Annotated in this window: 23 protein-coding genes; 15 read left to right on the forward strand and 8 right to left on the reverse strand. The window is 65.1% G+C overall.

All coding sequences use genetic code 11. The annotated features are described in order from the left end of the window. Positions 1–67: 67 nt before the first annotated feature. Positions 68–739, forward strand: a complete 672-nt coding sequence (locus WBP06_RS18140) for a beta/gamma crystallin-related protein (RefSeq protein ID WP_395330539.1) — start codon at positions 68–70, stop codon at positions 737–739. Between the two features lie 18 nt (positions 740–757). Here WBP06_RS18140 and WBP06_RS18145 read toward each other — a convergent pair whose 3' ends face one another. After that, positions 758–2,212: an OprO/OprP family phosphate-selective porin gene (locus WBP06_RS18145; protein WP_395330541.1), complete on the reverse strand. Its 1,455-nt coding sequence runs from the start codon at positions 2,210–2,212 to the stop codon at positions 758–760. Positions 2,213–2,516: 304 nt separating this feature from the next. On the opposite strand from WBP06_RS18145, the gene WBP06_RS18150 reads away from it, so the two are divergent. From WBP06_RS18150 to WBP06_RS18185, 8 genes are all read left to right on the forward strand, one after another. After that, a complete protein-coding gene (locus WBP06_RS18150) occupies positions 2,517–4,007 on the forward strand; it encodes an OprO/OprP family phosphate-selective porin (RefSeq protein ID WP_395330543.1) in 1,491 nt (496 codons plus the stop codon). A gap of 221 nt (positions 4,008–4,228) precedes the next feature. Then, a complete protein-coding gene (locus WBP06_RS18155; protein ID WP_395330545.1) occupies positions 4,229–5,272 on the forward strand; it encodes a substrate-binding domain-containing protein in 1,044 nt (347 codons plus the stop codon). Positions 5,273–5,305: 33 nt separating this feature from the next. After that, entirely contained in the window at positions 5,306–6,679 is a 1,374-nt protein-coding gene (pstC, locus tag WBP06_RS18160) for a phosphate ABC transporter permease subunit PstC (RefSeq protein ID WP_395330547.1), read from the forward strand. Further along, positions 6,672–7,589, forward strand: coding sequence for a phosphate ABC transporter permease PstA (gene pstA / locus WBP06_RS18165; protein WP_395330549.1), 918 nt, complete (start codon positions 6,672–6,674; stop codon positions 7,587–7,589). Before pstC ends, pstA begins: the two co-directional genes overlap by 8 nt. A gap of 4 nt (positions 7,590–7,593) precedes the next feature. After that, positions 7,594–8,355: a phosphate ABC transporter ATP-binding protein PstB gene (pstB, locus tag WBP06_RS18170; RefSeq protein WP_395330551.1), complete on the forward strand. Its 762-nt coding sequence runs from the start codon at positions 7,594–7,596 to the stop codon at positions 8,353–8,355. Positions 8,356–8,384: 29 nt separating this feature from the next. Beyond that, positions 8,385–9,080, forward strand: a complete 696-nt coding sequence (gene phoU / locus WBP06_RS18175; protein ID WP_395330553.1) for a phosphate signaling complex protein PhoU — start codon at positions 8,385–8,387, stop codon at positions 9,078–9,080. Then, positions 9,077–9,763, forward strand: coding sequence for a phosphate regulon transcriptional regulator PhoB (gene phoB, locus WBP06_RS18180; protein ID WP_395330555.1), 687 nt, complete (start codon positions 9,077–9,079; stop codon positions 9,761–9,763). The genes phoU and phoB overlap by 4 nt, the downstream gene beginning before the upstream one ends. A 270-nt stretch (positions 9,764–10,033) precedes the next feature. Next, entirely contained in the window at positions 10,034–11,422 is a 1,389-nt protein-coding gene (locus tag WBP06_RS18185; protein ID WP_395330557.1) for a voltage-gated chloride channel family protein, read from the forward strand. Between the two features lie 10 nt (positions 11,423–11,432). Here WBP06_RS18185 and WBP06_RS18190 read toward each other — a convergent pair whose 3' ends face one another. Both WBP06_RS18190 and WBP06_RS18195 read right to left on the reverse strand, forming a co-directional pair. Further along, entirely contained in the window at positions 11,433–11,963 is a 531-nt protein-coding gene (locus WBP06_RS18190; RefSeq protein WP_395330559.1) for a YceD family protein, read from the reverse strand. Further along, positions 11,960–12,487 carry a ubiquinol-cytochrome C chaperone family protein gene (locus WBP06_RS18195; RefSeq protein WP_395330561.1) on the reverse strand — a complete coding sequence of 176 codons (528 nt, stop codon included), beginning with the start codon at positions 12,485–12,487 and terminating at the stop codon, positions 11,960–11,962. Before WBP06_RS18195 ends, WBP06_RS18190 begins: the two co-directional genes overlap by 4 nt. Before the next feature lie 209 nt (positions 12,488–12,696). Between WBP06_RS18195 and WBP06_RS18200 the strand changes: the two genes are divergently transcribed. The 6 genes from WBP06_RS18200 (at position 12,697) to WBP06_RS18225 (ending at position 16,664) form a co-directional block, all read left to right on the forward strand. Further along, positions 12,697–13,203 (forward strand): outer membrane protein assembly factor BamE, encoded by a 507-nt coding sequence (locus tag WBP06_RS18200; RefSeq protein WP_395330563.1) that lies wholly within the window; start codon positions 12,697–12,699, stop codon positions 13,201–13,203. Between the two features lie 135 nt (positions 13,204–13,338). Further along, on the forward strand, positions 13,339–13,896 hold the full coding sequence (hslV, locus tag WBP06_RS18205; protein WP_395330565.1) for an ATP-dependent protease subunit HslV: 558 nt from the start codon (positions 13,339–13,341) through the stop codon (positions 13,894–13,896). Between the two features lie 14 nt (positions 13,897–13,910). Beyond that, the gene (gene hslU, locus WBP06_RS18210) at positions 13,911–15,212 is read left to right on the forward strand and encodes an ATP-dependent protease ATPase subunit HslU (RefSeq protein WP_395330568.1); all 1,302 of its coding nucleotides are present in this window, start codon (positions 13,911–13,913) and stop codon (positions 15,210–15,212) included. Positions 15,213–15,328: 116 nt separating this feature from the next. Beyond that, positions 15,329–15,730, forward strand: coding sequence for a GFA family protein (locus WBP06_RS18215; RefSeq protein WP_395330570.1), 402 nt, complete (start codon positions 15,329–15,331; stop codon positions 15,728–15,730). Next, positions 15,723–16,439 carry a phytanoyl-CoA dioxygenase gene (locus WBP06_RS18220; RefSeq protein WP_395330572.1) on the forward strand — a complete coding sequence of 239 codons (717 nt, stop codon included), beginning with the start codon at positions 15,723–15,725 and terminating at the stop codon, positions 16,437–16,439. The genes WBP06_RS18215 and WBP06_RS18220 overlap by 8 nt, the downstream gene beginning before the upstream one ends. Positions 16,440–16,463: 24 nt before the next feature. Next, complete coding sequence (locus WBP06_RS18225; protein WP_395330574.1) at positions 16,464–16,664, forward strand: DUF1737 domain-containing protein; 201 nt, start codon at positions 16,464–16,466, stop codon at positions 16,662–16,664. Positions 16,665–16,694: 30 nt separating this feature from the next. Here WBP06_RS18225 and WBP06_RS18230 read toward each other — a convergent pair whose 3' ends face one another. The 5 genes from WBP06_RS18230 to WBP06_RS18250 are packed head-to-tail and all read right to left on the reverse strand — an operon-like array spanning position 16,695 to position 22,711. Beyond that, the gene (locus WBP06_RS18230) at positions 16,695–17,261 is read right to left on the reverse strand and encodes a hypothetical protein (RefSeq protein WP_395330576.1); all 567 of its coding nucleotides are present in this window, start codon (positions 17,259–17,261) and stop codon (positions 16,695–16,697) included. 58 nt (positions 17,262–17,319) lie between these two features. After that, positions 17,320–19,140, reverse strand: a complete 1,821-nt coding sequence (locus WBP06_RS18235; protein ID WP_395330578.1) for an ABCB family ABC transporter ATP-binding protein/permease — start codon at positions 19,138–19,140, stop codon at positions 17,320–17,322. Positions 19,141–19,145: 5 nt separating this feature from the next. After that, positions 19,146–20,102 (reverse strand): aspartyl protease family protein, encoded by a 957-nt coding sequence (locus tag WBP06_RS18240; protein ID WP_395330580.1) that lies wholly within the window; start codon positions 20,100–20,102, stop codon positions 19,146–19,148. A 55-nt stretch (positions 20,103–20,157) separates the two neighbouring features. Then, positions 20,158–21,708: an oligosaccharide flippase family protein gene (locus tag WBP06_RS18245; RefSeq protein WP_395330582.1), complete on the reverse strand. Its 1,551-nt coding sequence runs from the start codon at positions 21,706–21,708 to the stop codon at positions 20,158–20,160. Position 21,709: 1 nt separating this feature from the next. Further along, on the reverse strand, positions 21,710–22,711 hold the full coding sequence (locus tag WBP06_RS18250) for a glycosyltransferase (RefSeq protein WP_395330584.1): 1,002 nt from the start codon (positions 22,709–22,711) through the stop codon (positions 21,710–21,712). Positions 22,712–22,995 lie beyond the last annotated feature (284 nt).

The following is a 22,995-nucleotide window of genomic DNA, read 5'->3' on the forward strand; positions in this document are numbered from 1 at the left end:
ATGCCCACTTGAACAAAGCGGCGCGCGCATCGACAAGGAACCGGCGGGGGCTCTTGTGGAGGTTCCGATGCGTGCTGCCAGACACTTGCTTGCCGGCGTTCTCTTCGCCGGCACGGGCCTGCTTCCCGTTTCCATTCCGGCCCATGGCCAGCAGGCTGCGGCCCACCGGCCGCCACCTCCGCCCGCGCAGCCGGCCGGTGAGATCATCGTCTATCGCGATCGCAACTTCGCCGGGCCGGCCGTCAGCATCCGGCAGGACCAGTCCAACTTGCGCCTGGCCTGGACGGTGCGTTCCGCCAGAGTGCGCAGCGGCACCTGGGAGTTGTGTGAAAGGGCGGGCTTTCAAGGGCGGTGCCTGACGGTCACGCGGGACAATCGCGATCTTGGCCAGCGCCGCGTGCAGAGCGTGCGTGGAAGCCGATCGGCGGCATGGCGTGAATTCGGCAGTGCCGATGTCACCCGCTTCGGCTGGGATCGCAGGACCATCGCCGCGCGCGGCACACCGCGGCTCTGGTCGATCCGCCTCTGCGCCGACCGCAACGCGGTGCAACTTCGCGATGCGCGCGCCACCTTCACGAACAGGCAGTACGAAATGCTGCACGTGCCCGCGCGGCTGGCAGGCGGCGCCTGCACCGGGCCGCTGGCCTTCGCGTCGCGCCAGAACCTGGCTTCGGTATCGTTCTCGGCATCGACCGTATCGCCTTCCGCCCGGGTGCGGGTCCGGCTGGAAGGGCGCTGATCCGGCCGCCCGAACCGGTTAGAAATCCAGTTCGAAGCGCGAGCCCAGCACGTTGACGGTGTAATCGGTCCGCCCCGAATCCAGCGGCTTGGCGCCCTTGTAGGCCAGCAGCGCATAGTTGATGTTGAAGCGCAGGTATTCCACCGGCGTCCAGACCAATGCGGCGATGGCGGCGTTCTGGGTGCCGCCGCGAATGTCGCGGTCGTTGAGGTCCAGCCAGTCGTAGCGGGCGGTCAGCTGGATCGATCCGATGCCGCCATTTCCCAGCGGATGGGCCGGGGCCTTGGTGGTGAAGATGCCTTCCTTGTAGCCCCGGCTGTCGCCCGAAGTCAGGAACAGGCCCAGTTCGGCATAGGCCCCCTGAAAGCGGACGGAAGATAGCCCCACCCTATCGGCGGTGAGCGTGTTGTATTCGGCCGCCGCGTGCCAGCGGCCCCGGATCGCGGCCATTTCCACGCCCCAGTTGACTTCGCGCTCTACGTGCATGGTGGGGGTTCCGATCAGGCGGGTATTGGTGGAATGGACATAAGGGCGCTGGCGATAGCGCGTGTCGCCCTCCGCCAACCGGGCAAGCTCGCGCCAGTGCGCGGAGCCGCCGAAGTGAAGCTGGGTGTCCCCCAGCTTCGGCGCATAGACCAGCCGCGCATCGACGCCGTGGCTGTTGTTTTCATCTCCGCCCTCGACGCCGTCGGCATCATTGGCAAGCGCGCCGATATCGTCGCTGAACAGGCCCAACTGCGCCAGCACCGGCCCGCGCTGGTACTGCACGGAGGCGCCCAGGCGGCGTTCGAAATTGAACGCGTCGGTAAAGGCGGCGCGCTCCATCACGCTGCCGCTGGTGTCGCCGGTCAGTTCGTCCAGCGACTGGAACGGGTTCTGGTTGCCCAGCTTCACGCTCCACGGGCCGTGTTTATAGCTGACATAGGTATCGACCAGATCGACGCTGTTGTCGGACAGTTCCAGCTCCAGCTTGTAGCCGAAGCCGCCACCGATCCCGCCTTCGCCGCCCAGCCGGATACGCCGCATCTCGGTGGAGAAGCCGAGGCCCTTGTCATCCAGCCCCTTGGGCGCGGCGACGTAGTTGGCATCGGCCTGAATGCGCCCCTTCACCTTGAACGACCGCTCGCCCGAGGTGAATTGCGGGCTGCCTTTCCATCCGATCGCGGTGGCTGGGCTGGCCGGAGCAGTGGTGCCCTGAATGGGAGCGACGCCGGCCAATGGCGGTGACGCGGGGGCCGGAGTCGGTGCCGGATTGGAAAGTGGCGGTGCCAGTCCTGCCGAGGCCAATCGCGCTTCCATCCGCTCCACCTGCTCCTTCAGCGCGGCGACTTGCGCGCGCAACAGGGCGGCTTCTTCGGCAGAGATCGCCTGCGCCGGGGTCTGCGCTTGCGCATGGGCGTCGGGAGCCAGCATCAGCAGCAGGCACACGGTCAGCAGCGGCGCTGCGGCCACGCGGTTCAGTTTCGAAGGCATCGGGATCGGCTTCCGGGCAGGTCATCAAGGCACCCGCGGCGCGGGCCTCGGCAGGCCGGTTATGGCTATGAAATGACGGTTCAGTGACAAATATGACCGCCGGATGCGCTGTCATCCTTTGTCACAGAGCGGCCTCAAAGCGGCCATAAACTCCAGCCGGAAAATCGGCGGAAAACCGGGCTTCCTGGAACCCGAACTATAAAGTGTCATGGAACTGAAACAGTCTAGTCATACTGGCGTCGTGTCAGTGCCATCAAAGTTTCATGGAAGGTCGGCCAAGGTGAGGAAACCAAAGACAATTTTGATGATGGCGCTGTCCGTGCCCACGCTTGCCATCGCGGCGGGGTGGGCGCCGGCGGCTTATGCGCAGTCTGCGGATTCGGCGGCGATCCGGCAGGAACTGGACGCGATGCGGGCGCAGATGAAGGCCATGGAAGGCCGCATCGAATCGCTGGAAGGCCAGTTGAATGCCGCCAATGCCCGCGCCGATGCCGCCACGCAGGCTGCGCAGAGCGCGTCTCAGGCCGCATCCCAGTCGGTGGCCCAGTCGGCGGCCCAGTCACCTGCTCAGTCGGGCAGCATCGCCGCCGCCGCGAAGGCGCCGGGCTCTGCACCCGCTGCTGCGGGAACGGCGAAGGCCGCGTCCGACACATCGCCGATCCAGGTCGTCTGGAAGGGCGGCCCGGAATTCCGCGGTGACAATGGCTGGAGCTTCAAGCCGCGCGGCCGCCTGCAGATTGATGCCGGCGATGTGAACGCGCCGTCCGGCCTTGACGAGACCTCCAGCGATCATCTGGGCTTCAGCACCGAACTGCGCCGCGCCTACCTGGGTTTCGACGGCACCATGCCGGGCGGCTTCGGCTACCGGTTCGAAGTGGATCTTGCCAATTCCAGCGTCGTCATCAACGACATGTACCTGACCTACAGGGTCAACAAGGACGTGACGCTGGCGTTGGGCAACCAGAAGCCGAACACCGGGCTGGAAGACATGACGTCGGACCTGTTCACCAGCTTCATGGAACGGGCCAGCTTCGTCGGTGCCTTCAACATGGAACGCCGCGTGGGCCTGAATGCCCAGTACCTGCACAAGGGCGTGCTGGTGCAGGCCGGCGTGTTCAGCGACGATCCGAACTCGCTGAACAGCGATTACGACAAGTCATGGAGCACGGACGGCCGCCTGGTGTTCATGCCCACGGTCGCGGGCGGAACATTGCATCTGGGCGGATCGGTCCATTGGCGCACGCTCAACGATTCGATCCCGACGGTGACCTATCAGAGCCGCCCCTTCGTCCACACCACGGACCTGCGCTTCCTCAGCGCCGGGGTCACCAACGCCCGCAACGAACTGGGCCTCGGCCTCGAAGCGGCATGGATCAAGGGCCGCTTCCACGCCACCACCGAAACGTATTGGCAGAAGGTGCGCCGCGAAGGCTTCGCCGATCCCACGTTCAACGGTGGCTATGCCGAAGTGGGCTACATGCTCACGCATGACGATACCGCCTACAAGGCCGGCGTGTTCGATCGTATCCGCCCCCACAACGGGCTGGACAAGGGTGGTCTGGGCGCGGTCCAGCTGAACGTCCGCTATGACTGGCTGAACCTGAACGATGCCGGCATCGTCGGTGGGCGCGAGCAGACGGCGGGCCTGTCCGCGATCTGGATGCCGACCGATTATGTGCGCTTCATCCTCAACTACGGCCATATCTGGGTGAAGGATTCGCCGGTCCTCGTGGACGGCACCGACAATACCTACGGCGTCGATTCGATGGGCATGCGCGCCCAGTTTGATTTCTGATCCCATTCTCGAATCTTCCGGGGTGGCTTGCCCGTGCCACCCCGGAAATGCCAGCCTCACGTGGCAAAGACTTCGACCGATTGTCATAATCGCGATCCGCCGAAGAAACTACGGATTTCCAGCAATTTCGCGAAGCCGAGAACAATGTCACTTCTTTGTCATGGAAGTGTCATTGTAGCCCAATAGGGGCAACTCACACTTGAAGCCCAAGGGGTGACATCATGCGTTCCACCAAGACTTTCCTCATCGTCGCCGCATCGTCCGTGGCACTTGCCGGTTGCGGCGGCTCGGGTGGCTCGGCCGCCGGTTCGCGCGACTTCGTGCGCGCCGTCGGTTCGTCGACCGTCTACCCCTTCGCCACTGCCGTCGCGGAAGAATTCGCCAAGGCCGGCGGCAAGTCGCCCGTCATCGAATCGACCGGCACGGGCGCGGGCATGAAGCTGTTCTGCGCCGGCGTCGGCGCCCAGCACCCCGACATCGAAGACGCTTCGCGCCGGATGAAGAAGTCCGAGTATGACGAGTGCCAGAAGAACGGCGTGACCGACATCGTCGAAGTCCAGGTCGGCATCGACGGCATCGCCTTTGCCGAAGCCCAGAACGGCCCCGGCATGAAGCTGACGCCGACCGACATCTACAAGGCGCTGGCCGCCAACCCCTTCGGCAAGCCCAACACCGCCAAGACCTGGAAGGACGTGAACCCGTCGCTTCCGGCCGAACCGATCCTGGTCTACGGCCCGCCGTCGACCTCCGGCACGCGCGACGCGCTGAAGGAACTGATCCTGGAAGCCGGCTGCAAGACCGATGCCGCCACCGCCGCGCTGAAGGAAACCAGCAAGGATAAGTACGAGGCGATCTGCCACGACATCCGCGAGGATGGCCCCTATGTGGACGCGGGCGAGAACGACAACCTGATCGTCCAGAAGATCTCGCAGAACCCCAAGGCGATCGGCATCTTCGGCTATTCGTTCCTGGAAGAGAACGCCAAGACCATCAAGGGCATCCCGATGTCGAACGTCGTCCCGACCTACGAGACGATCTCGAACTTCACTTATCCCGGCGCCCGCCCGCTCTACATCTACATCAAGAAGCAGCACCTCGCCCCGATCAAGGGCCTGCAGGGCTACGTCAACGAGTGGGTGAAGTCGTGGGGCCCCGATGGCTACCTGAAGGCCAAGGGCATGGTGATCGCGCCGGAAGACGTGCGCACCAAGAGCGCGGACATCGTTGCCAAGATGACCCCGCTCAACCCTGCCGACCTCAAGTAATCGTTTAGACCGAAAGGCGCCGGAACGGCCTTTATGATGCTTACAGGGGTTCTCCTGGCCGTTCTCGGCCTCGGTCTCGTCGGCTGGTTTGCCGCGCGGGGCCGGGCCCGGCTGCTCCATACGGGGCGCGGCTCGCTCAATTCGCTGCCCAACTACCACGGCTGGCACGTGCTGCTGTGGATCGTCGTCCCGGCGTTGATCGCCTGGGGCGCATGGTCCGCGATCATGCCGGGTCTGGTCGACGGCGCGGTCATGGCCGATCCGGCCGCCGCCCAACTGCCGGCCGATGCGATGAGCCGCGCCGCCGTGCTTTCCGAAGCCAAGGCGATTGCCGACAATCCCGGACAGGCTGCGTTCAATCCCCTTGCGCAGACCCTGTCCGAACCGGTGCGTGCCGCGCACCAGCGTTTCGGCCTGATCGGCGCGCTGCTGGTGATGATCGTGGCGCTGGCCGGTGGCGGCTGGGCCTTCACCAAGGTCCGCGCCAGCTATCCGGCACGCACCCGCGTGGAGCGTGCGGTGATGGGCGTGCTGCTGCTCGCCTCGCTGATCGCGATCCTGACCACCTTCGGCATCGTCGCCTCGCTGGTGTTCGAGGCGGGCCTGTTCTTCAAGGACGTCTCGCCGATCGACTTCCTGACCGGCACCCACTGGTCACCCGGCTCCGCGCGCGGCGACAATCTGGGTGAGAGCTTCGGCGCGGTGCCGCTGTTCTGGGGCACGATCTATATCGGCGCGATCATCGCCATGATCGTTGCCATCCCGCTGGGCCTGATGAGCGCGGTCTACCTGACGCAGTATGCCACGCCAACCATCCGCAAGTGGCTGAAGCCGGTGCTGGAGATCCTGGCGGGCATCCCCACGGTGGTCTACGGCTACTTCGCCGCGCTCACCGTGGCGCCGATCTTCCGCGATTTCGCCGCCTCGCTGGGCATGGCAAATCCCTCGACCGAAAGCGCGCTGGCTGCCGGCGTCGTCATGGGCGTGATGATCATTCCCTTCGTCTCCTCGATGGCGGACGACGCGCTGGCCGCGGTGCCCCGCGCGATGAGCGACGGTTCGCTGGCGCTGGGCGCCACCAAGTCGGAAACGATCAAGAAAGTGCTGCTGCCCGCCGCGCTGCCCGGCATCGTTGCCGGCGTGATGCTGGCCGTCAGCCGCGCCATTGGCGAGACGATGATCGTCGTCATGGCCGCCGGTGCCGCTGCCAACCTGTCGGCGAACCCGTTCGCCTCGATGACCACGGTTACCTACCAGATCGTCCAGATGCTGACCGGCGACCAGGAATTCAACAGCCCCAAGACGCTTTCCGCCTTCGCGCTGGGCCTGGTGCTGTTCATCGTCACCCTCATTCTCAACATCATCGCGCTTCGTGTGGTGAAGCGTTTCCGGGAAGCTTATGAGTAACGCGCGCCTAAGTAATGCCTCCCAGGGCAATGCACGCTGGCAAACGCCGGAGGCCGCGCGGCGCATCGCGCGCCGCAACGCCGCGGAACGCCGCTTCAAGCTGCTGGGTCTGGGCGCGATCGTCCTCAGCCTCGCCTTCCTGGCGCTGCTGCTGGTGATCATGCTGAAGAACGGCCTGGGCGGGCTGGACTGGTCGTTCCTGACCGGTTCGGACTCCACCAATCCCGATGTCGCCGGCGTCTGGGGCGCCACCAAGGGATCGCTGCTGACGATGGCCGTCACGCTGGTGCTCTCGTTCCCGATGGGCGTGCTTGCCGCCGTCTATCTGGAAGAATTCGCCCCCAAGGCCCGCTGGATCGAATGGGTTGAGGTTTCGATCAACAACCTGGCGGCGGTGCCTTCGATCATCTTCGGCCTGCTGGGCCTGGCCGTGTTCATCAACACGCTGGGCATGCCGCGCTCGTCGCCGCTGGTCGGCGGTCTCACGCTCGCGCTGATGACGATGCCGGTCATCGTCATTTCCGGCCGCAATGCGATCAAGGCAGTGCCGCCCTCGATCCGCGATGCCGCACTGGCCGTGGGCGCCAGCAAGGTGCAGACCGTGTTCCACCACGTCCTGCCCCTGGCGCTGCCCGGCATCCTGACCGGCACGATCATCGGCATGGCCCGCGCGCTGGGTGAAACCGCGCCGCTGCTGATGATCGGCATGCGCGCCTTCGTCGTCACCCCGCCGGGCGGGATCACCGATCCGTCCAGCGTGCTGCCGATGCAGATCTTCCTGTGGTCCGACGAAATCGACAGCGGTTTCGTTCAGAACACTTCCGCCGCCATCATCGTGCTGCTGGTCTTCCTGCTGGCGATGAACGGCCTTGCAATCTACCTTCGAAACAAGTTCGAAGTGCGCTGGTAGAACCATGACAAAAGCCAAACTCACTGCCCGCAATGTCGACGTCTTCTACGGCGCGAAGAAGGCCATCAACGATGTCTCGATCGAGATCGACAACGGCATCGTCACCGCCTTCATCGGTCCGTCGGGCTGCGGCAAGTCCACTTTCCTGCGGTCTCTGAACCGTATGAACGACACCATCGCCGACGCCCGCGTCACCGGCGAGATCCTGCTGGATGGCGAGAACATCTACGCGCCGGACATGGATCCGGTGGCCCTGCGCGCCCGCGTGGGCATGGTGTTCCAGAAGCCGAACCCGTTCCCCAAGTCGATCTACGAGAACGTCGCCTATGGCCCGCGCATCCACGGACTGGCGCCGACCAAGGCGGACATGGACGGGATCATCGAAAGCTCGCTGACCAAGGCGGGCCTGTGGGACGAAGTGAAGGACCGCCTGCATGATGCCGGCACCGCCCTTTCGGGTGGCCAGCAGCAGCGCCTTTGCATCGCCCGCGCCATCGCCGTCAGCCCCGAAGTGATCCTGATGGACGAGCCGTGCTCCGCGCTCGACCCGATCGCCACCGCGCGTATCGAGGAACTGATCGACGAGCTGAAGGACACCTACGCCATCGTCATCGTCACCCACTCCATGCAGCAGGCGGCCCGCGTGTCGCAGCGCACGGCCTTCTTCCACCTCGGCAATCTCGTGGAATATGGCGATACCAGTCAGATCTTCACCACGCCGCGCGAAGAGAAGACCAAGGACTACATCACCGGTCGCTACGGCTGACGGCGAAGACAGGAAACAGGACAAGAGCCATGGTTGACCACACCGTAAAGGCCTTCGACAGCGAGATCGGGCAGCTTCGCGGGCTTGTTGCCGAAATGGGCGGCCTCGCCGAAGTGGCGATCCGCGACGCCATCATCGCGCTGACCCAGCATGACGAGGATCTGGCCGCGCAAGTCGTCGCCGCCGACGCCCGCCTCGATGCGCTGGAAGCCGAAGTGGACCGCCTGGCCGTCCGCACCATCGCGCTCCGCGCCCCGATGGCCGACGATCTGCGCGACGTGATCGCGGCGTTGAAGATCTCCGGCGTGATCGAGCGCATCGGTGATTATGCCAAGAACATCGCCAAGCGCGTCAACGCCATGGAAAGCCGGGGCAAGATCGAGCCGCTGGAACTCGTGCCGATGATGGCCGAGATTGCCGAGGGCATGGTCCGCGACGTGCTGAACGCCTATGGCTCGCGCGATGCCGCGCTGGCGCAGGAAGTGATCCGCCGCGACGAGAAGCTGGACCAGTTCTACAACACGCTGTTCCGTTCGCTGCTGACCCACATGATGGAGAACCCGGCGACGATCACCAGCGCCGCCCAGTTGCTCTTCATCGCCCGTAACCTCGAACGCATCGGCGATCACGCCACCAATGTCGCGGAAATGGTCTATTACGCCGCCACCGGCGAGTACCATGCCGAACGCGACAGCCAGACCAACGACACGCGAGGCCTGCCGTGAACCCTTCCGTTCTGGTCGTCGAGGACGACCGCGCCCTGTGCGAACTGCTCACCTGGAACCTCAGCGCCGAAGGCTATCAGGTGCGCAGCACCGGCGATGGCGAGGAAGCGCTGCTGATGGTGCAGGAACAGCAGCCTGACGCGATCATCCTCGACTGGATGATCGAGCATGTGCCCGGCATCGAGGTGTGCCGCCAGCTCCGCAAGGACAAGGAAACCTCGCAGATCCCGATCCTCATGCTCACCGCGCGTGGCGAGGAGGAGGACATGATCCGCGGCCTCAAGACTGGCGCCGACGATTACGTCACCAAGCCGTTCTCGCCGCGCGAACTGCTCGCCCGGATCGAGGCGCTGCTGCGTCGCGCGCGTCCGTCGCTGGCGGGCAACGTGCTGCAGTGGGGCGATATCGAACTGGATGTCACCAGCCACCGCGTGCGCCGCGGCGGTGAGGCGCTGCATCTTGGCCCCACCGAGTTCCGCCTGCTGCGCTATTTCATGGAACGCCCGAACCGGGTCGTTTCGCGCCAGCAGATCCTCGACGGCGTCTGGGGCATGGATTCGGACATCGACGAACGCACGGTGGACGTCCATATCCGCCGCTTGCGCAAGGCGATCAACCGCGCCAACGACACCGATCCGATCCGCACCGTGCGCGCGGCGGGCTATGCGATGGACGTGACCTGAGCGATCAAGCCATCAGGCCTTGAGCGGGAGGGCAAGCCGCCTTCCCGCCGCTCTTCTCCTACGACGGAAAGCTGGCCGAAGCGGAGCCGCCTCATGCGCCGCACTCCAGCGAAACCGTCCCCGTTGACGTTCGTACGCCTGCCTTTATAGGCCAGTTCCACGGCAATGGATTTCTGCCGGGCTTTTGAGGGGCGATCCGCTCCGGGCCGAACCGCCCTGACAAGGGACGATGATTCCTGACTGGCGCCGCAAGGCAGCATAGGAGGAATCGTGCGTGCTACTTTCCGCAATCTCTTCGCCGAACTGAACCTCTTGGCCCTGGTCTGTCATCGCGGCGCCCACGCCCGGTCGGTGGTGCGCTGGACGGTGATCCTGGTGCCCATGGCCATGGCGATAGGCACACTCTGCGCCGCTTTCCTCTGGAGCCTTGATGCAGCGACCAGGTTGCGCTTCGCCTATCCTTGGCTGCTATACCTGCTGCCGCTGGGCGGCGCGGCGGTGGCTTGGCTCTACCATCGCTTCGGTCGCCCGGTCGAAGCCGGCAACAATCTGATCGTCGAACAGATTCACGAGCCCGGCGGCGGCGTGCCGTTGCGCATGGCGCCGCTGGTCTTTCTTGGCACGATCGTCACCCACCTGCTGGGCGGGGCGGCGGGGCGGGAGGGGACCGCGGTGCAACTGGGTGGCAGCCTCGGCAGCGCGGCGGCGCGCCTGTTCCGGCTCGACCCGCCTAGCGTCAGTATCCTGCTCAAGGCCGGCGTGGCGGCGGGCTTCGGCGCGGTGTTCGGCACGCCGCTGGCAGGCGCCGTGTTCGCGCTGGAAGTGCTGGCGATCGGGCGGATCGACTACGCCGGCCTGCTGCCCTGCCTGGTCGCGGCGCTGGTGGGGGACTGGACCTGCCAGGCCTGGGCCATCCACCATAGCCACTATCGCATTGCCTATCTTGGCGGGGCCGCGAACCTGTTCTCGGTCGATCCGCTGCTGCTGGGCAAGGTCATGCTGGCCGGCGTGGCCTTTGGTCTGGCGGGGGTGGCATTCGCGGAAGCGAACCACATGCTGGGCGGCTTCCTCAAGCGGCGCGTGCCTTTCGCGCCGCTGCGGGCGGCATTGGGCGGGGTGGCGGTGATCGCGCTGGTCTGGCTCTGCGGCACCCGTGCCTATCTGGGGCTCGGCGTCTGGTCGGCCAATCCGGGCGATCCGACCCTTGCCAGCTTCTTCGGCCCCGATGTCGACAGCTGGAGCTGGGCGCTGAAGATGCTGTTCACCGTGGTTACGCTGAGTGCAGGCTTCAAGGGCGGGGAGGTGACGCCGCTGTTCTTCATCGGTGCCGCACTGGGCAATGCGCTGGCCGGCGTGCTGGGCGCGCCGGTGGACCTCTTCGCCGGACTGGGCTTTGTCGCGGTATTCGCGGGGGCCGCCAACGTGCCGCTGGCTTGCACGATCATGGGCATCGAACTGTTCGGGGCGACGCACGCCGTGCCGATCGCAGTGGCCTGCTTCGTGGCCTATGTCTGCTCAGGCCATAACGGCATCTATCTGTCGCAGCGCATTGCCGTGCCCAAGCTGCCGAGCCGCCATGGGCATGCGGCGGCCACTTTGCGCGATGCCCGCGCGGCGCGGGCCCATGCCTTTGTGCGCCGCGCCGGGGGCAAGGGCTGAGCCCCGCCGGTCACTCGCCCAGGTTCAGCCCCTTCAACGCGGCGAAGGCGCCGTTGTCTTCGGGCGTGCCGATTCCGGCGGACTTGCGCGCGGCGTCGGCATTGGGACCGGTCAGGAACGGGTCGTTCGCCAGCGCCAGGCTCTGCGCCACGGCTTCACCCAGATCGATGTGGGTGCCGGTGTATTCGATCTCGTCGCAATCGTCGGCGGTCAGTTCCACTTCCTCATCGGGCACGTGGTCTTCGGATTCGGGGACGAAGCGGAAGAACACCGGTTCATCCACCGAGACGGGCAGGTCCTCGGCCGAAACCGCGCAGGACTGGATGAACGCCGCCTTCAAGGTACCGCGTGCCTCCACCTTGCGGTCCAGGCGGGTGAGTTCAAGGTCGGCGGTCAGACTGTCGATCCGCACGAGGCCGAAGCGTTCGGCCAGCATCGCGCGCTCGGCCTCGTTCGCCTCGACATGCGCGTTCTTGCCTTCGACCTGGCGGATATCGATCCGGCGAGAGAATTCGGGGGTATTGTCGGTAGATTCGGTCATCGGGGTATCCTTGCGGCCAGCAGGTCGTCCGCCGAAAGCGCGTCGATCTGCGTGGCCAGTGTTTTGACGGGGGCGACCAGCCCGGCCGGGTCCGCGCCTTCGCGCAGCGTCACGTTGCGGGCCAGAACCGTGGCGATTGCGGCATCGTCCTGCTCCAGCGCCTCGCGCAGCGCGCCGATGCGGCCGCCGAGTGCACTCATCAGCTTGCCCATGTGCTTGCCGACGACGAGATCGCCGATTCCCGACTGGCGCAACTGCCCATCCATATCATCGACGAACAGTTCGGTCAGCCGCGCGGCAGGATCGATCAGCGCATCGTCACGCTCCATGCGCAGGACGACCAGCGCCATCACCAGGGTTATCACGTCGAACCGGCCAGCGACGGTATCGGCGATGCCGTGCTGGGCATACCACGGCTTTTCGCGGGCGATTTCCACCACGCGATGCCACAGGGGGCGCACGGCATCGCGCCGGGCTTGATTGGTGTCAGGTTGTCTGCCGATCAGGCGGGAGAGCAGGGTCACGTCGTTTCAGGCCTTTCCTCGCGCCCACCGTCCGGCGGTTTCGTGCACCGGCATCGTTCATGGGCAATTCAATCAAGCTGCCCCAACGCCCATTGCGCGACAAGCCGCTGGGCCCTAAGGCTCGGTACCGTTATTTCGGGTCGATATATGGCTCTCGCACCGGCAGGCAATGGCCGGAGCGGACCAGCCCCGTGAATTGGAGTGGGAAAATGCGCGGTTCTGGTCATGGCTCTCGCTATAAGGCGAAGGCTGCAGGCGTTGTTCTGGTGCTGGCTGCGCTGACGGGCGGCTGCACCTCGATCCGCGATCACCGCGGTTATCTGGTGGATCAGACGCTGCTCGATTCGGTTTCGCCGGGCGTCGACAACCGCCAGTCTGTGGAAAAGACCCTCGGCCGCCCCACCTTCGTCAGCCAGTTCGGCGAGAAGGACTACTACTACGTCTCGCAGATCGTGAAGACGCCGCCGTTCGGCCGCCCGCGCACGGCATCGCAGCAGATCCTGCGCGTGCGTTTCGATCCGGCGGGCAATGTGCTGGCGGTGGACAAGGCAGGCATGGCCGATGTCGCCCGCATCCGCCCCGATGGCGATACCACGCCGACGCTGGGCCGCCATCGCGGTCTGCTGGAAGATCTGTTCGGCAACATCGGCCAGGTCGGCGCCGCCGGCATGGGCACCGGCCAGCAGCCCACCGGCCCCGGTCCGAACGGCAGCTGATTACCGACGAACCCTGGGTTCGATTCGAAATGCCCGCGGAATCGCATCGCCGATTCCGCGGGCATTTTCGTTCGATGCATGGGCTTGCGCGGTTCCAGCGCTTGAACCGCCGCCGCGCCGTCATATATCCGCGGCATGGACAATAGCGGGGCGAGCCACGGCCTGATCCAGTGGCACGGAACCACCATCATCGGTGTGAAGAAGGGCGGCAAGACCGTCATCGCCGGCGACGGCCAGGTTTCCATGGGCAATACCGTCATGAAGCCCAATGCGCGCAAGGTGCGCCGCATTGGCGACGGCAAGGTGATCGCCGGCTTCGCAGGCGCCACTGCCGATGCCTTCACCCTGTTCGAACGGCTTGAGCGCAAGCTGGAGCAGCATCGCGGCCAACTGATGCGCGCGGCGGTCGAACTGGCCAAGGACTGGCGGACCGACAAGTACCTGCGCAATCTGGAAGCGCTGATGATCGTCGCCGACGAGGAGACCTTGCTGGTGCTGACCGGCAATGGCGACGTGCTGGAGCCCGAAGGTGGCATCACCGCGATCGGTTCGGGCGGAAACTACGCGCTGGCCGCCGCCCGCGCGCTGGACGAGTACGAGGAAGATGCCGAGCGGATTGCCCGGCGCGCCATGGCCGTCGCCGCCGACATCTGCGTCTTCACTAACGACCGCGTCACGGTCGAGACCATCTGAATTTGCGGGACATCATGAAAGACAACCTGACTCCCAAGGCCATCGTCCGCACGCTGGACGAGCACATCATCGGGCAGACCGAAGCCAAGAAGGCCGTCGCCGTCGCCCTGCGCAACCGCTGGCGCCGGCAGAAGCTGTCGCTCGACCTGCGTGACGAGGTGACGCCCAAGAACATCCTGATGATCGGGCCCACGGGCTGCGGCAAGACCGAGATCAGCCGCCGTCTGGCGAAGCTGGCGGATGCGCCCTTCGTGAAGGTGGAAGCCACCAAGTTCACCGAAGTCGGCTACGTCGGCCGCGACGTGGAGCAGATCGCGCGCGATCTGGTGGAAGAGGCGATCCGCCTGGAGAAGGACCGTCGCCGCGAATCGGTGCGTGAGGCAGCCAGCAAGGCGGCGATGGATCGCCTGCTCAACGCGCTGGTCGGCGAAGGCGCTTCGGAGGCGACCCGCGCCTCGTTCCACCAGCGCATCACCGAGAACGCGATGAACGAGACCGAAGTCGAGATCGAGGTGGAGGATACGCCTTCGGCCCCGATGGAGATTCCCGGCATGGGCGGCTCGGTCGGCATGATCAATCTGTCGGACATCATGGGCAAGGCGTTCGGCGGCCCCAAGCTGACGCGCCGCAAGATGAAGGTGCCCGACGCCTGGGACAAGCTGGTCGACGAAGAGTCCGAAAAGCGCATGGACCAGGACGACGTGGCCCGCACCGCGCTGGCCAATGCCGAGACCAACGGCATCGTCTTCCTGGACGAGATCGACAAGATCGCCGTGTCCGACGTGCGTGGCGGCTCGGTCAGCCGCGAAGGCGTGCAGCGCGACCTGCTGCCGCTGATCGAGGGCACTACCGTTGCCACCAAGTACGGCCCGATGAAGACCGACCACGTGCTGTTCATCGCCAGCGGCGCATTCCATGTGGCCAAGCCCAGCGACATGCTGCCCGAACTGCAGGGTCGCCTGCCGATCCGCGTCGAACTGAAGGCGCTGACCGAGGAAGACTTCGTGCGCATCCTCTCCGAGACGCGCGCTAACCTGGTGGCGCAGTACAAGGCACTGCTGGCCACCGAAGAAGTCACGGTGGACGTCACTGCCGATGCGGTGAAGGAAATCGCCAAGATCGCGGCCCAAGTGAACGAAAGCGTCGAAAACATCGGCGCCCGCCGCTTGCAGACGGTGATGGAAAAGCTGCTGGAGGAACTCAGCTTCGAGGCTGAGGACCGCAAGGGCGAGACGGTGACGATCGACCAGGCCTATGTCAGCGAAAAGCTGGCGGGGCTGGCGGGTAACGCCGATCTTTCGAAGTACATCCTGTAATTTTCAGGCCCTCGGGCCGGAATCGAAGGGGCGCGGGGTTCAGACCTCGCGCCCTTTTTTGTTCCTTGAATGTTCTCATAAATCGGTTAGCTTCGGCGCGGACAAGGAGAATCGCCATGAAGCTAGAAGGTGGATGCCAGTGCGGGGACGTGCGCTACCGCGTAGAGGGTGAGCCGCTCCACGCTGCGTTCTGCCACTGCACCGATTGCCGCAAGTCGGCCGGGGCGCCGGTGGTGGCCTGGGGCGCGTTCAAGCATTCGGAGTTCGAAGTCCTCCAGGGCGACGCTTCGGTATTCAATTCCAGTGGCACGGCGATGCGCCACTTCTGCCCGCGTTGCGGGACGGGGCTATGGTACACCAATGCGGAATACCTGCCCGGCATCGTCGATATCCAGATCGCGACGCTCGACGACCCCGAGGCGCTCCCGCCAGGTGCGCATATCCAGGTGGCCGAACGCGTTTCGTGGATGAAGGATACGACCCACGTTCCGGAATTCGAGCGCTATCCGGGTGGGTGATCCGCTCGCGCTGGACGCGTGCGATGTTTCCGACCTCGAACTCGTGCGCGACGGAGCTTGTCTTCACCGCGGTCTGGCAACGGCGCTGCTGAACGATCTTGCGGCGGTGCTGGCAAAGTGGCCGGACGGTCATGCGGGCGTGCGCATTACGGGCGATCCCGATCTGGCGCGCCTGCTGGATGCGTGCGGTCCCATCGGCGCGATGGTGGCCAGGGCGCAGGGCCATGATGTATGCCCGGTCCGCGCGGTGCTGTTCGACAAGAACGAGCGCGCCGACTGGTCGCTCGGATGGCATCAGGATCGCACGATTGCCGTACGTGAGCAGGCGGAGGTCGCCGGTTTCGGTCCATGGTCGGTCAATCAGGGCATCCGGCATGTCGAACCGCCCTTCGCGGTGATCGAGGGCATGGTGACGGCGCGCATCCATCTCGATCCGGTGGATGAGGACAATGCGCCGCTACTGGTGGCGTTGGGTTCGCATCGTCTGGGGCGCATTCCCACCGGCGAAGTGGAGGCCGTGGTAGCGGGTTTGCCGATCCACACGTGCCTTGCCGAGGTCGGCGATGTCTGGTGTTATCGTACCCCCATCCTCCACGCCTCGAACGCGACCTTGCCCAAAGCGGGCGCAGGGCATCGCAGGAGGCGGGTGCTTCAGGTCGATTATGCGGTCGGGGACTTGCCAGCCCCACTGGAGTGGTTAGGCATCTGAGCATTCGAAACCGCGAGGATGCCCATGTACCAGACCCCCGAAGACCGTCCGATCTACCGCCTGCTCACCGGCGCGGATGACCGCGCCTTCTGCGAGCGTGTGTCCGAGGCGCTGGCGCAGGGCTGGCGGCTCTACGGCTCGCCGTCGCTGTCTTGGGATACGGCGGAAAACTGCATGAAGGCGGCGCAGGCCGTGGTCTGGCATGAGGCCCACGTGGTGAAGTGAAGGCCCTGACGAGACAGGGATCGCCGTGGATCAGCGGTCCACGGCGCCTTCGGGCAGCAGCGGCGCGAGGCGTTCTACGATCATCCGCCCTTCGGCATCGTCGATGCTCTGCCCCATGCGGATGGTCGACGCGCCGTAGTCGAACGAGATGCAGCCCACTCGCCGCACCATGAACGGGCCGCCCGATCCGCGAGTGAAGTTGAACGGGAACGCCGTCGTATCATTGACGCGCATGTGGCGGACTTGTGAGAGTGGATAGGCGCGTTCGCGGCTGAAGCCCAGCAGCCGCCAGCCGTGGACGAGTTGGCCAAACTCCACGCGGATCACTTCGCTGCCGGTGAATTGCCACAGGATCGTGCTCGCCGCGAAAACCCAGCCGACGGCCCAGAAGACCAACCAGATCGCCATGAAAGGTTCGGGCGCAGCAGACAGGGCCGATACCGCCGCGATGCCGGCAAAGGTCCATCCCGTCAGCCAGAAGCACAGGAACACCAGCCCGAACCAGAATTTCCGAGCCGGAATGCGGATTTCCGGCTGACGTACTCCCCCTTCAATGGTGAAGCGGGCGGGGCGAAGAGGGGCTTCCTTGATGGCCATGCCTTGCAGCTACGCCTGCCCCTCCACAAAGGCGAATTAAATCAATCCCCTGTTCGCGTCATTCCGCCGCTTCGTTCATCGCTTCCGCCTCGGCAGCCTGGCGCGCCCACATTTCGGCATAGAGCCCATCGAGTCGCAGCAATTGGGCATGGGTACCGCTTTCGGCAAGACGGCCCTCGTTCAGCACCAGAATCCGGTCCGCATCGGCGATGGTGGACAGGCGGTGGGCGATGGAAAGACTGGTGCGGTTTTCCGAAACGCGGTGCAGCGTCGCCAGAATGTCCTGCTCGGTACGGGTGTCGAGCGCCGAGGTCGCTTCGTCCAGCAGGAGGATGGGCGGGTTCTTAACCAGGGTGCGGGCGATGGCCACGCGCTGCTTCTCGCCGCCCGAAAGCTTCAGGCCGCGCTCGCCCACTTCGGTGTCGTAGCCCTGCGGCAGGCGATCGATCAGGCCGAGCAGCGCAGCGCCGCGTGCGGCGGCCTCTACTTCCGCGTGTGTCGCGCCGTCACGGCCATAGGCGATGTTGTAGCCGATGGTGTCGTTGAACAGCACCGAATCCTGCGGGACGATGCCGATCGCCGCACGCAGGGAGGCCTGCGTCACCTCCGCGATGTCCTGCCCGTCGATCAGGATGCGGCCCTGCTGCGGATCGTAGAAACGGAACAGCAATCGCGCGATGGTGGACTTGCCGGCGCCCGAGGGCCCGACGATGGCGAAGTTCTGCCCGGCCGGCACTTCGAACGACAGGCCCTGCAGGATGCCGCGATCCGGCTCGTAGCCGAACACCACATTGTCGAACACGACCGAAGGCTGGCGGATCACCAGCGCGGGGGCACCAGGCTTGTCCGAAACTTCCTGCGGTTCGTCTAGCAGGCGGAACATCTCCGCCATGTCGATCAACCCCTGCCGGATCGTGCGATAGACCATGCCCAACATGTCGAGCGGGCGGAAAAGCTGGGTAAGGTAGGTCTGGACGAAGACCAGTTCGCCTGCGGTCGCCTGCCCCTTGTACCAATCCCACACCGTGTAGGCGAGCGCGCCCGCCATCAGCAGGTTCACCACCACGCCTTGCGCGATGTTGAGCAGGCCCAGCGAATTTTCGCTTTTCACGGCGGCATCGGCATAGGCGCGGGTCGCCTGGGCATAGCGTGCCTTCTCGCGATGTTCGGCAGAGAAGTACTTCACCGTCTCGTAGTTCAGCAGCGAGTCCACCGCGCGCGCCAGCGCCTGTCCGTCCAGCCGGTTCATCTGCTCGCGCAGCTTGGTGCGCCATTCGGTGATGGTGCGCGTCACCCAGATATAGGCGGCGATCGACACGGCCGTGGCGACGACGAGGCCGGGGCCGAAGTTCACGTAGAAAATCACCGCGACGGCAACCAGTTGCAACACGGTCGGCGCGATGTTGAACAGCATGAAGTAGAGCATCGTGTCGATGCTCTTGGTGCCGCGCTCGATCGTCTTGGTCACTTCACCGGTGCGGCGGGCGAGGTGGAAGCGCAGCGACAGGTTGTGAAGCTGGCCGAACACCCCTTCAGCCAGTTCGCGCGTCGCATCCTGCCCAACGCGTTCGAACACGATGTTGCGAACGTTGTCGAACACCGTCTGCAACAGCCGGCCGGCCGAATAGCCCAGCACCGTCAGCATCGCCAGTTGCAGCAGCTTCGGACCCGTGGCGCCCATCAGGTCGACCGCCCACTTCATCAGGTAGGGCAGGGCGAGTTGGGTCGCGGTGGACAGCAGGATGAACAGGCAAGCCCAGACGATCCGCCAGCGCAGCGCCGGATTCTCCCGCGGCCACAGATAGGGCATGAAGCGGAGGAGCGTGCGCCAGCCGTCATGGCGGGCTGCGGGGGAGTTCACGGCAGTGTCTGGTGGCATCCGCGCTATTTAGTGCGCGGCTCGCTGGAGGCAATCTTTCTGATCGGGCTGACCGGCTGTTTGCTGTTGCGGGGAATGTCGAACAGCACCTTGCGGGACGAGAAATCGATGGCGATCCGCCTGAATATGCGCAGTTCGCGCATGCCCAGGAACAGGGCCGGGCGCTTTTCCAGGCCCAGTTCGCGGAATGCAGGGGAATCGGCGAAGGCGATGACTATGTTGGTCACCCCCAGTTCGCCGATCTTCAATTTCTGGGCGATGGCCAGTTCGGCGGACAGCACATCCCCGGTCACGCTCGCCAGCTTGACGGTGCCCGCCAGATGCTTGCGCATGGCGTTCTGCAGGGCCAGGTTGCCCACGGCGCTGCTGGCGCCGGTGTCGATGACGACATTGGCACGAATTCCGTCGACCACCGCATCGGTCATGATCAGCCGTCCCAGCCGCCGATGCGCGCGCACGACGATTTCGTACCCCTTGTTGTCCGACACTTCCTCGACCGGGCTGATCGCGATCGTGCTTCGCTCGAAATCGAGCGTGACGCGCTGGCCCTGCAGGCTGTCCGTTCCGACGATCCCATCGGCGCCGATATGCTGCGCCTCCAGCAGCGGCACCGTCAGGTCACGGAACGAGCGTTGGCCGATCGCCAGCGTGCCGACGCGCGCGGTGGATACGCTGCTGGAACCGGCCATGCCGATCACCGTTACTTCCGGCCCTAGGGGAAGGCCAAGGGTACCGGCCAGCGTGCTCGAAACGACGGTTTGCTGCGATCCGGTATCGATCAGGAAGTGATAAGGCCCTTGCCCCTGCACGGCGACGGCCACCGTCATCCGCTCGTCGGCATCGGTGCCGGTCTTGAGAGTTTGCCCGGCGGGATCGCTCTCGTCGGGGACAGTCACGGGGGCCGTGCCCGAAGCTGCGGGCGTCGCAGCGACAAGCATCAGCGCAAGGGCGCCGCCAATCATGTCATCCTCCCCGCGGAGCTTGGACTCCGTCGGATATTGTAGGGTCGCTATATTATCACGAGTCGGGTGATTGCGCCATGTTTTGCCAGCGCTGGAGCGCGGGAATTCTGGACATGACCGGATGGATGAGATGGAGCGCCATGCCCGCCAGATCGGTGCGCGCCGGGTGGCGCAGCAGGACGATGGCCAGCCCCCAGCACAGCCCGCCCAAAGCCGCGCTTGCCGCCAATCCGACGAAGCCCAGCGTTGCCGGATCGCGCCAGTAGGTCACGGCCCAGAGCGCGGGCAGCGCGGTCGCCAGAGCCACGCCGGCGCTTGCTGCATAGGTGCGCAACATCGCCCGCCAGCGGAAGCCGACCAGCCGGTGCATCCACCCCGCATAGATGCACACCCAGCCGATGCCATAGACGATGCGTGAGCCTGCGGCCGCTTCCAACCCGATCGTCGCGCCGACGATCAGCGTGCCCACCGAAAGGGCGGTATCTGCCAGATTGAACCAGAACAGCCGGCGCAGGTGGCCCAGCAGGATGGGAAGGTCCATGTGCAACGGCAGCGCCACGAAACAGCACTCGGCAAGCGCAACGTAAGCCAGCAGCGGCGCGGCGCCGGCCCAGCCGGGGCCATAGAGCAGCAGGATCACCGGTTGCGAAAGCACTGCCAGAAGGACCATCGCCGGCCAGACGATGGCTCCATGGGCGGCCACCACGCGCTCGTAATAGGGCCCCAGTTCCTTGCCTTCGTCACGCAGCCGCGCGAACGTCGGGTAATAGATCGAACTCACCGCCCCGGCGACCAGGTAGTGGAGTTGCGATGCCAGGGCCACGCCGCGGCTGAACAGGCCGGTTGCCGCCATGCCCTGCAGGCGGCCGACGATCAGGTCGGGCGTGCGCATGCCGATGCCGCCCGAAAGGTAGAGCAGGGCGCTGCCCGAACCGAATGCGATGATCTCCCACAGCCGGGCCGGCTTCAGTCCCAGACCGGGTCGGGCCGGGCGCAATAGTTGCGCGACCACGGCGCGTACCGCCGATTGTGCGATCATCGCCCAGGCCAGCGATTCCGTCGAAAAGCCCAATGCTGCCAGGATCAGCGCGCAGCCGCTGTTGGCGATCGCGCCGGATGCATTGACCAGAAACGTGCCGCGAAAATCCAGCCGGCGCGACAGCAGCGCCACCGGTACCACGCTCCAGGGATTGAGCAGGTAGGACGCGGCGATCAGGCCCAGGATCCGGAACAGGCGCGGTTCGCCGTAAAAGTGCGCGACCGGCCAGGCGAGCGCCAGGATCAAGGCGGCCAGCAGGAACGAGAAGGTCACCGCGATCACCGTGCAGTGGCGAACCGTCTCGTCATCGGCAGTCGGGTGGCGGCCCAGATAGCGGGTCAACCCGAAGTCCTGGATCACCGAAAGGATCATCGCCGTCGCCAGCGCGACGGAAAACAGGCCGATCTCCTCCGGCTTCAGGAAGAAGCGGGAAACCAGCACCGATGTCACGAATTGCAATGCGAACTGGGAATACTGGCTCGCCGCGGCCCACAGCGCGGCGGACTTGACGCTGCCGCTGCCCCGGCCGCTCTCGTCGGGTGAGGGGGCGGAGGTGGCCTCGCTCACGTCAGGCCGCCCTGGTTGCCGTCAGCATCGCGGCAAGACGAAGGGCGCGCATCGGCTCGCCGAAGCGCATCAGTCTGGCAACGGTGCGCCACATTCCTTCGCGCCGGCCGCCGTCGCGCAGGTGCGCCATGAGCAGCTCGAACCCTTCGTTTCTCAGCGCGGCCGACGAATAGAGCAGACCAAGCGCGACCCGCTCACGCACTTCGCGCGCGGTGCCGGCGCGGCCGAACAGCGTGTCCAATTCGTCGATGGGCGGCAAGCGGTCGAGCGTTGCCGTGGGGTCGGCGCGTCCCGCCTGCCGCTCCTGCCAGGCGAGCCGGGCGACGGCAGTGCCGATTTGCTGTTCGGTGGCATGGCGGGAGGAGACCTGGCCCGGATAGCGCCGATAGCGAACCAATCGCTCGGCGATGTTCCCCATGCGGGTGACGCTGGCGAGCCGCAGCCACAGGTCAAAATCCTCGCAATGACGAAATGCGGCGTGATAGCCGCCTACCGAACGCACGATCTCCCGACGGTACATCGCCGCGGGATGGCAGATCAGTTGGCCGCCCTGTTCGATGGCGATCAGCATGTCCTCGTGGCGGAGCGGGTGATCCTCGCCGCCACGTTGCAGGGCTTCGCCGTGCTCGCCGATGTCTTCGCTCCAACTCCCCACCACGCCGTAGTCGGGATGGCTGTTCAGAAAGGCGATCTGCTTCTCGAAACGATCGGGTCGGCAGATGTCGTCGGCATCCATGCGGGCGATCACCGGGGCCTGGGCCACTTCCAGCATTTCGTTGAGGCTGGCGATCAGCCCACGATTTTCGCGAATGATCGGACGGATGCGGCAGTCCCGCGCGGCATAGTCGCGGATGATGCCGGGGGTGGCATCACGCGATCCGTCGTCGACGATCAGGAACTCGAAATCGCCGAAACTCTGCGCCAACACGCTTTCGATCGCTTCGGCGAGGTAACGTTCGCCGTTGTAGACGCTCATGGCAACGCTGATCGCCGGTATCGGCATGAAGATGAAATTCCGTTCCTGTGCGGGCCCAAAGGATATGCCATTCGCTGCCTTGCCCTTAACCGGGCGTGGTAAACAAACGGTGTGATGCTGGGCTTGGCCTATCCCGATGGTGTCGGGAAGAGGGGAGCGGCCGATTTCGGCGCTTTCTTGGGTAAGGAGATAACCGCCCCGGAAAGTCCCTTACCCGGGGTTTATGGGGTAAAATCGGCGGAAATCTGCCAAAGTTTAGAAAAATGTCGTTTTTTTGAAATTAGTGTTTGACCGAATCATGGGTGGGTTTT

Source organism: Novosphingobium mississippiense (genome assembly GCF_044029535.1).
Taxonomy (GTDB): Bacteria; Pseudomonadota; Alphaproteobacteria; order Sphingomonadales; family Sphingomonadaceae; genus Novosphingobium.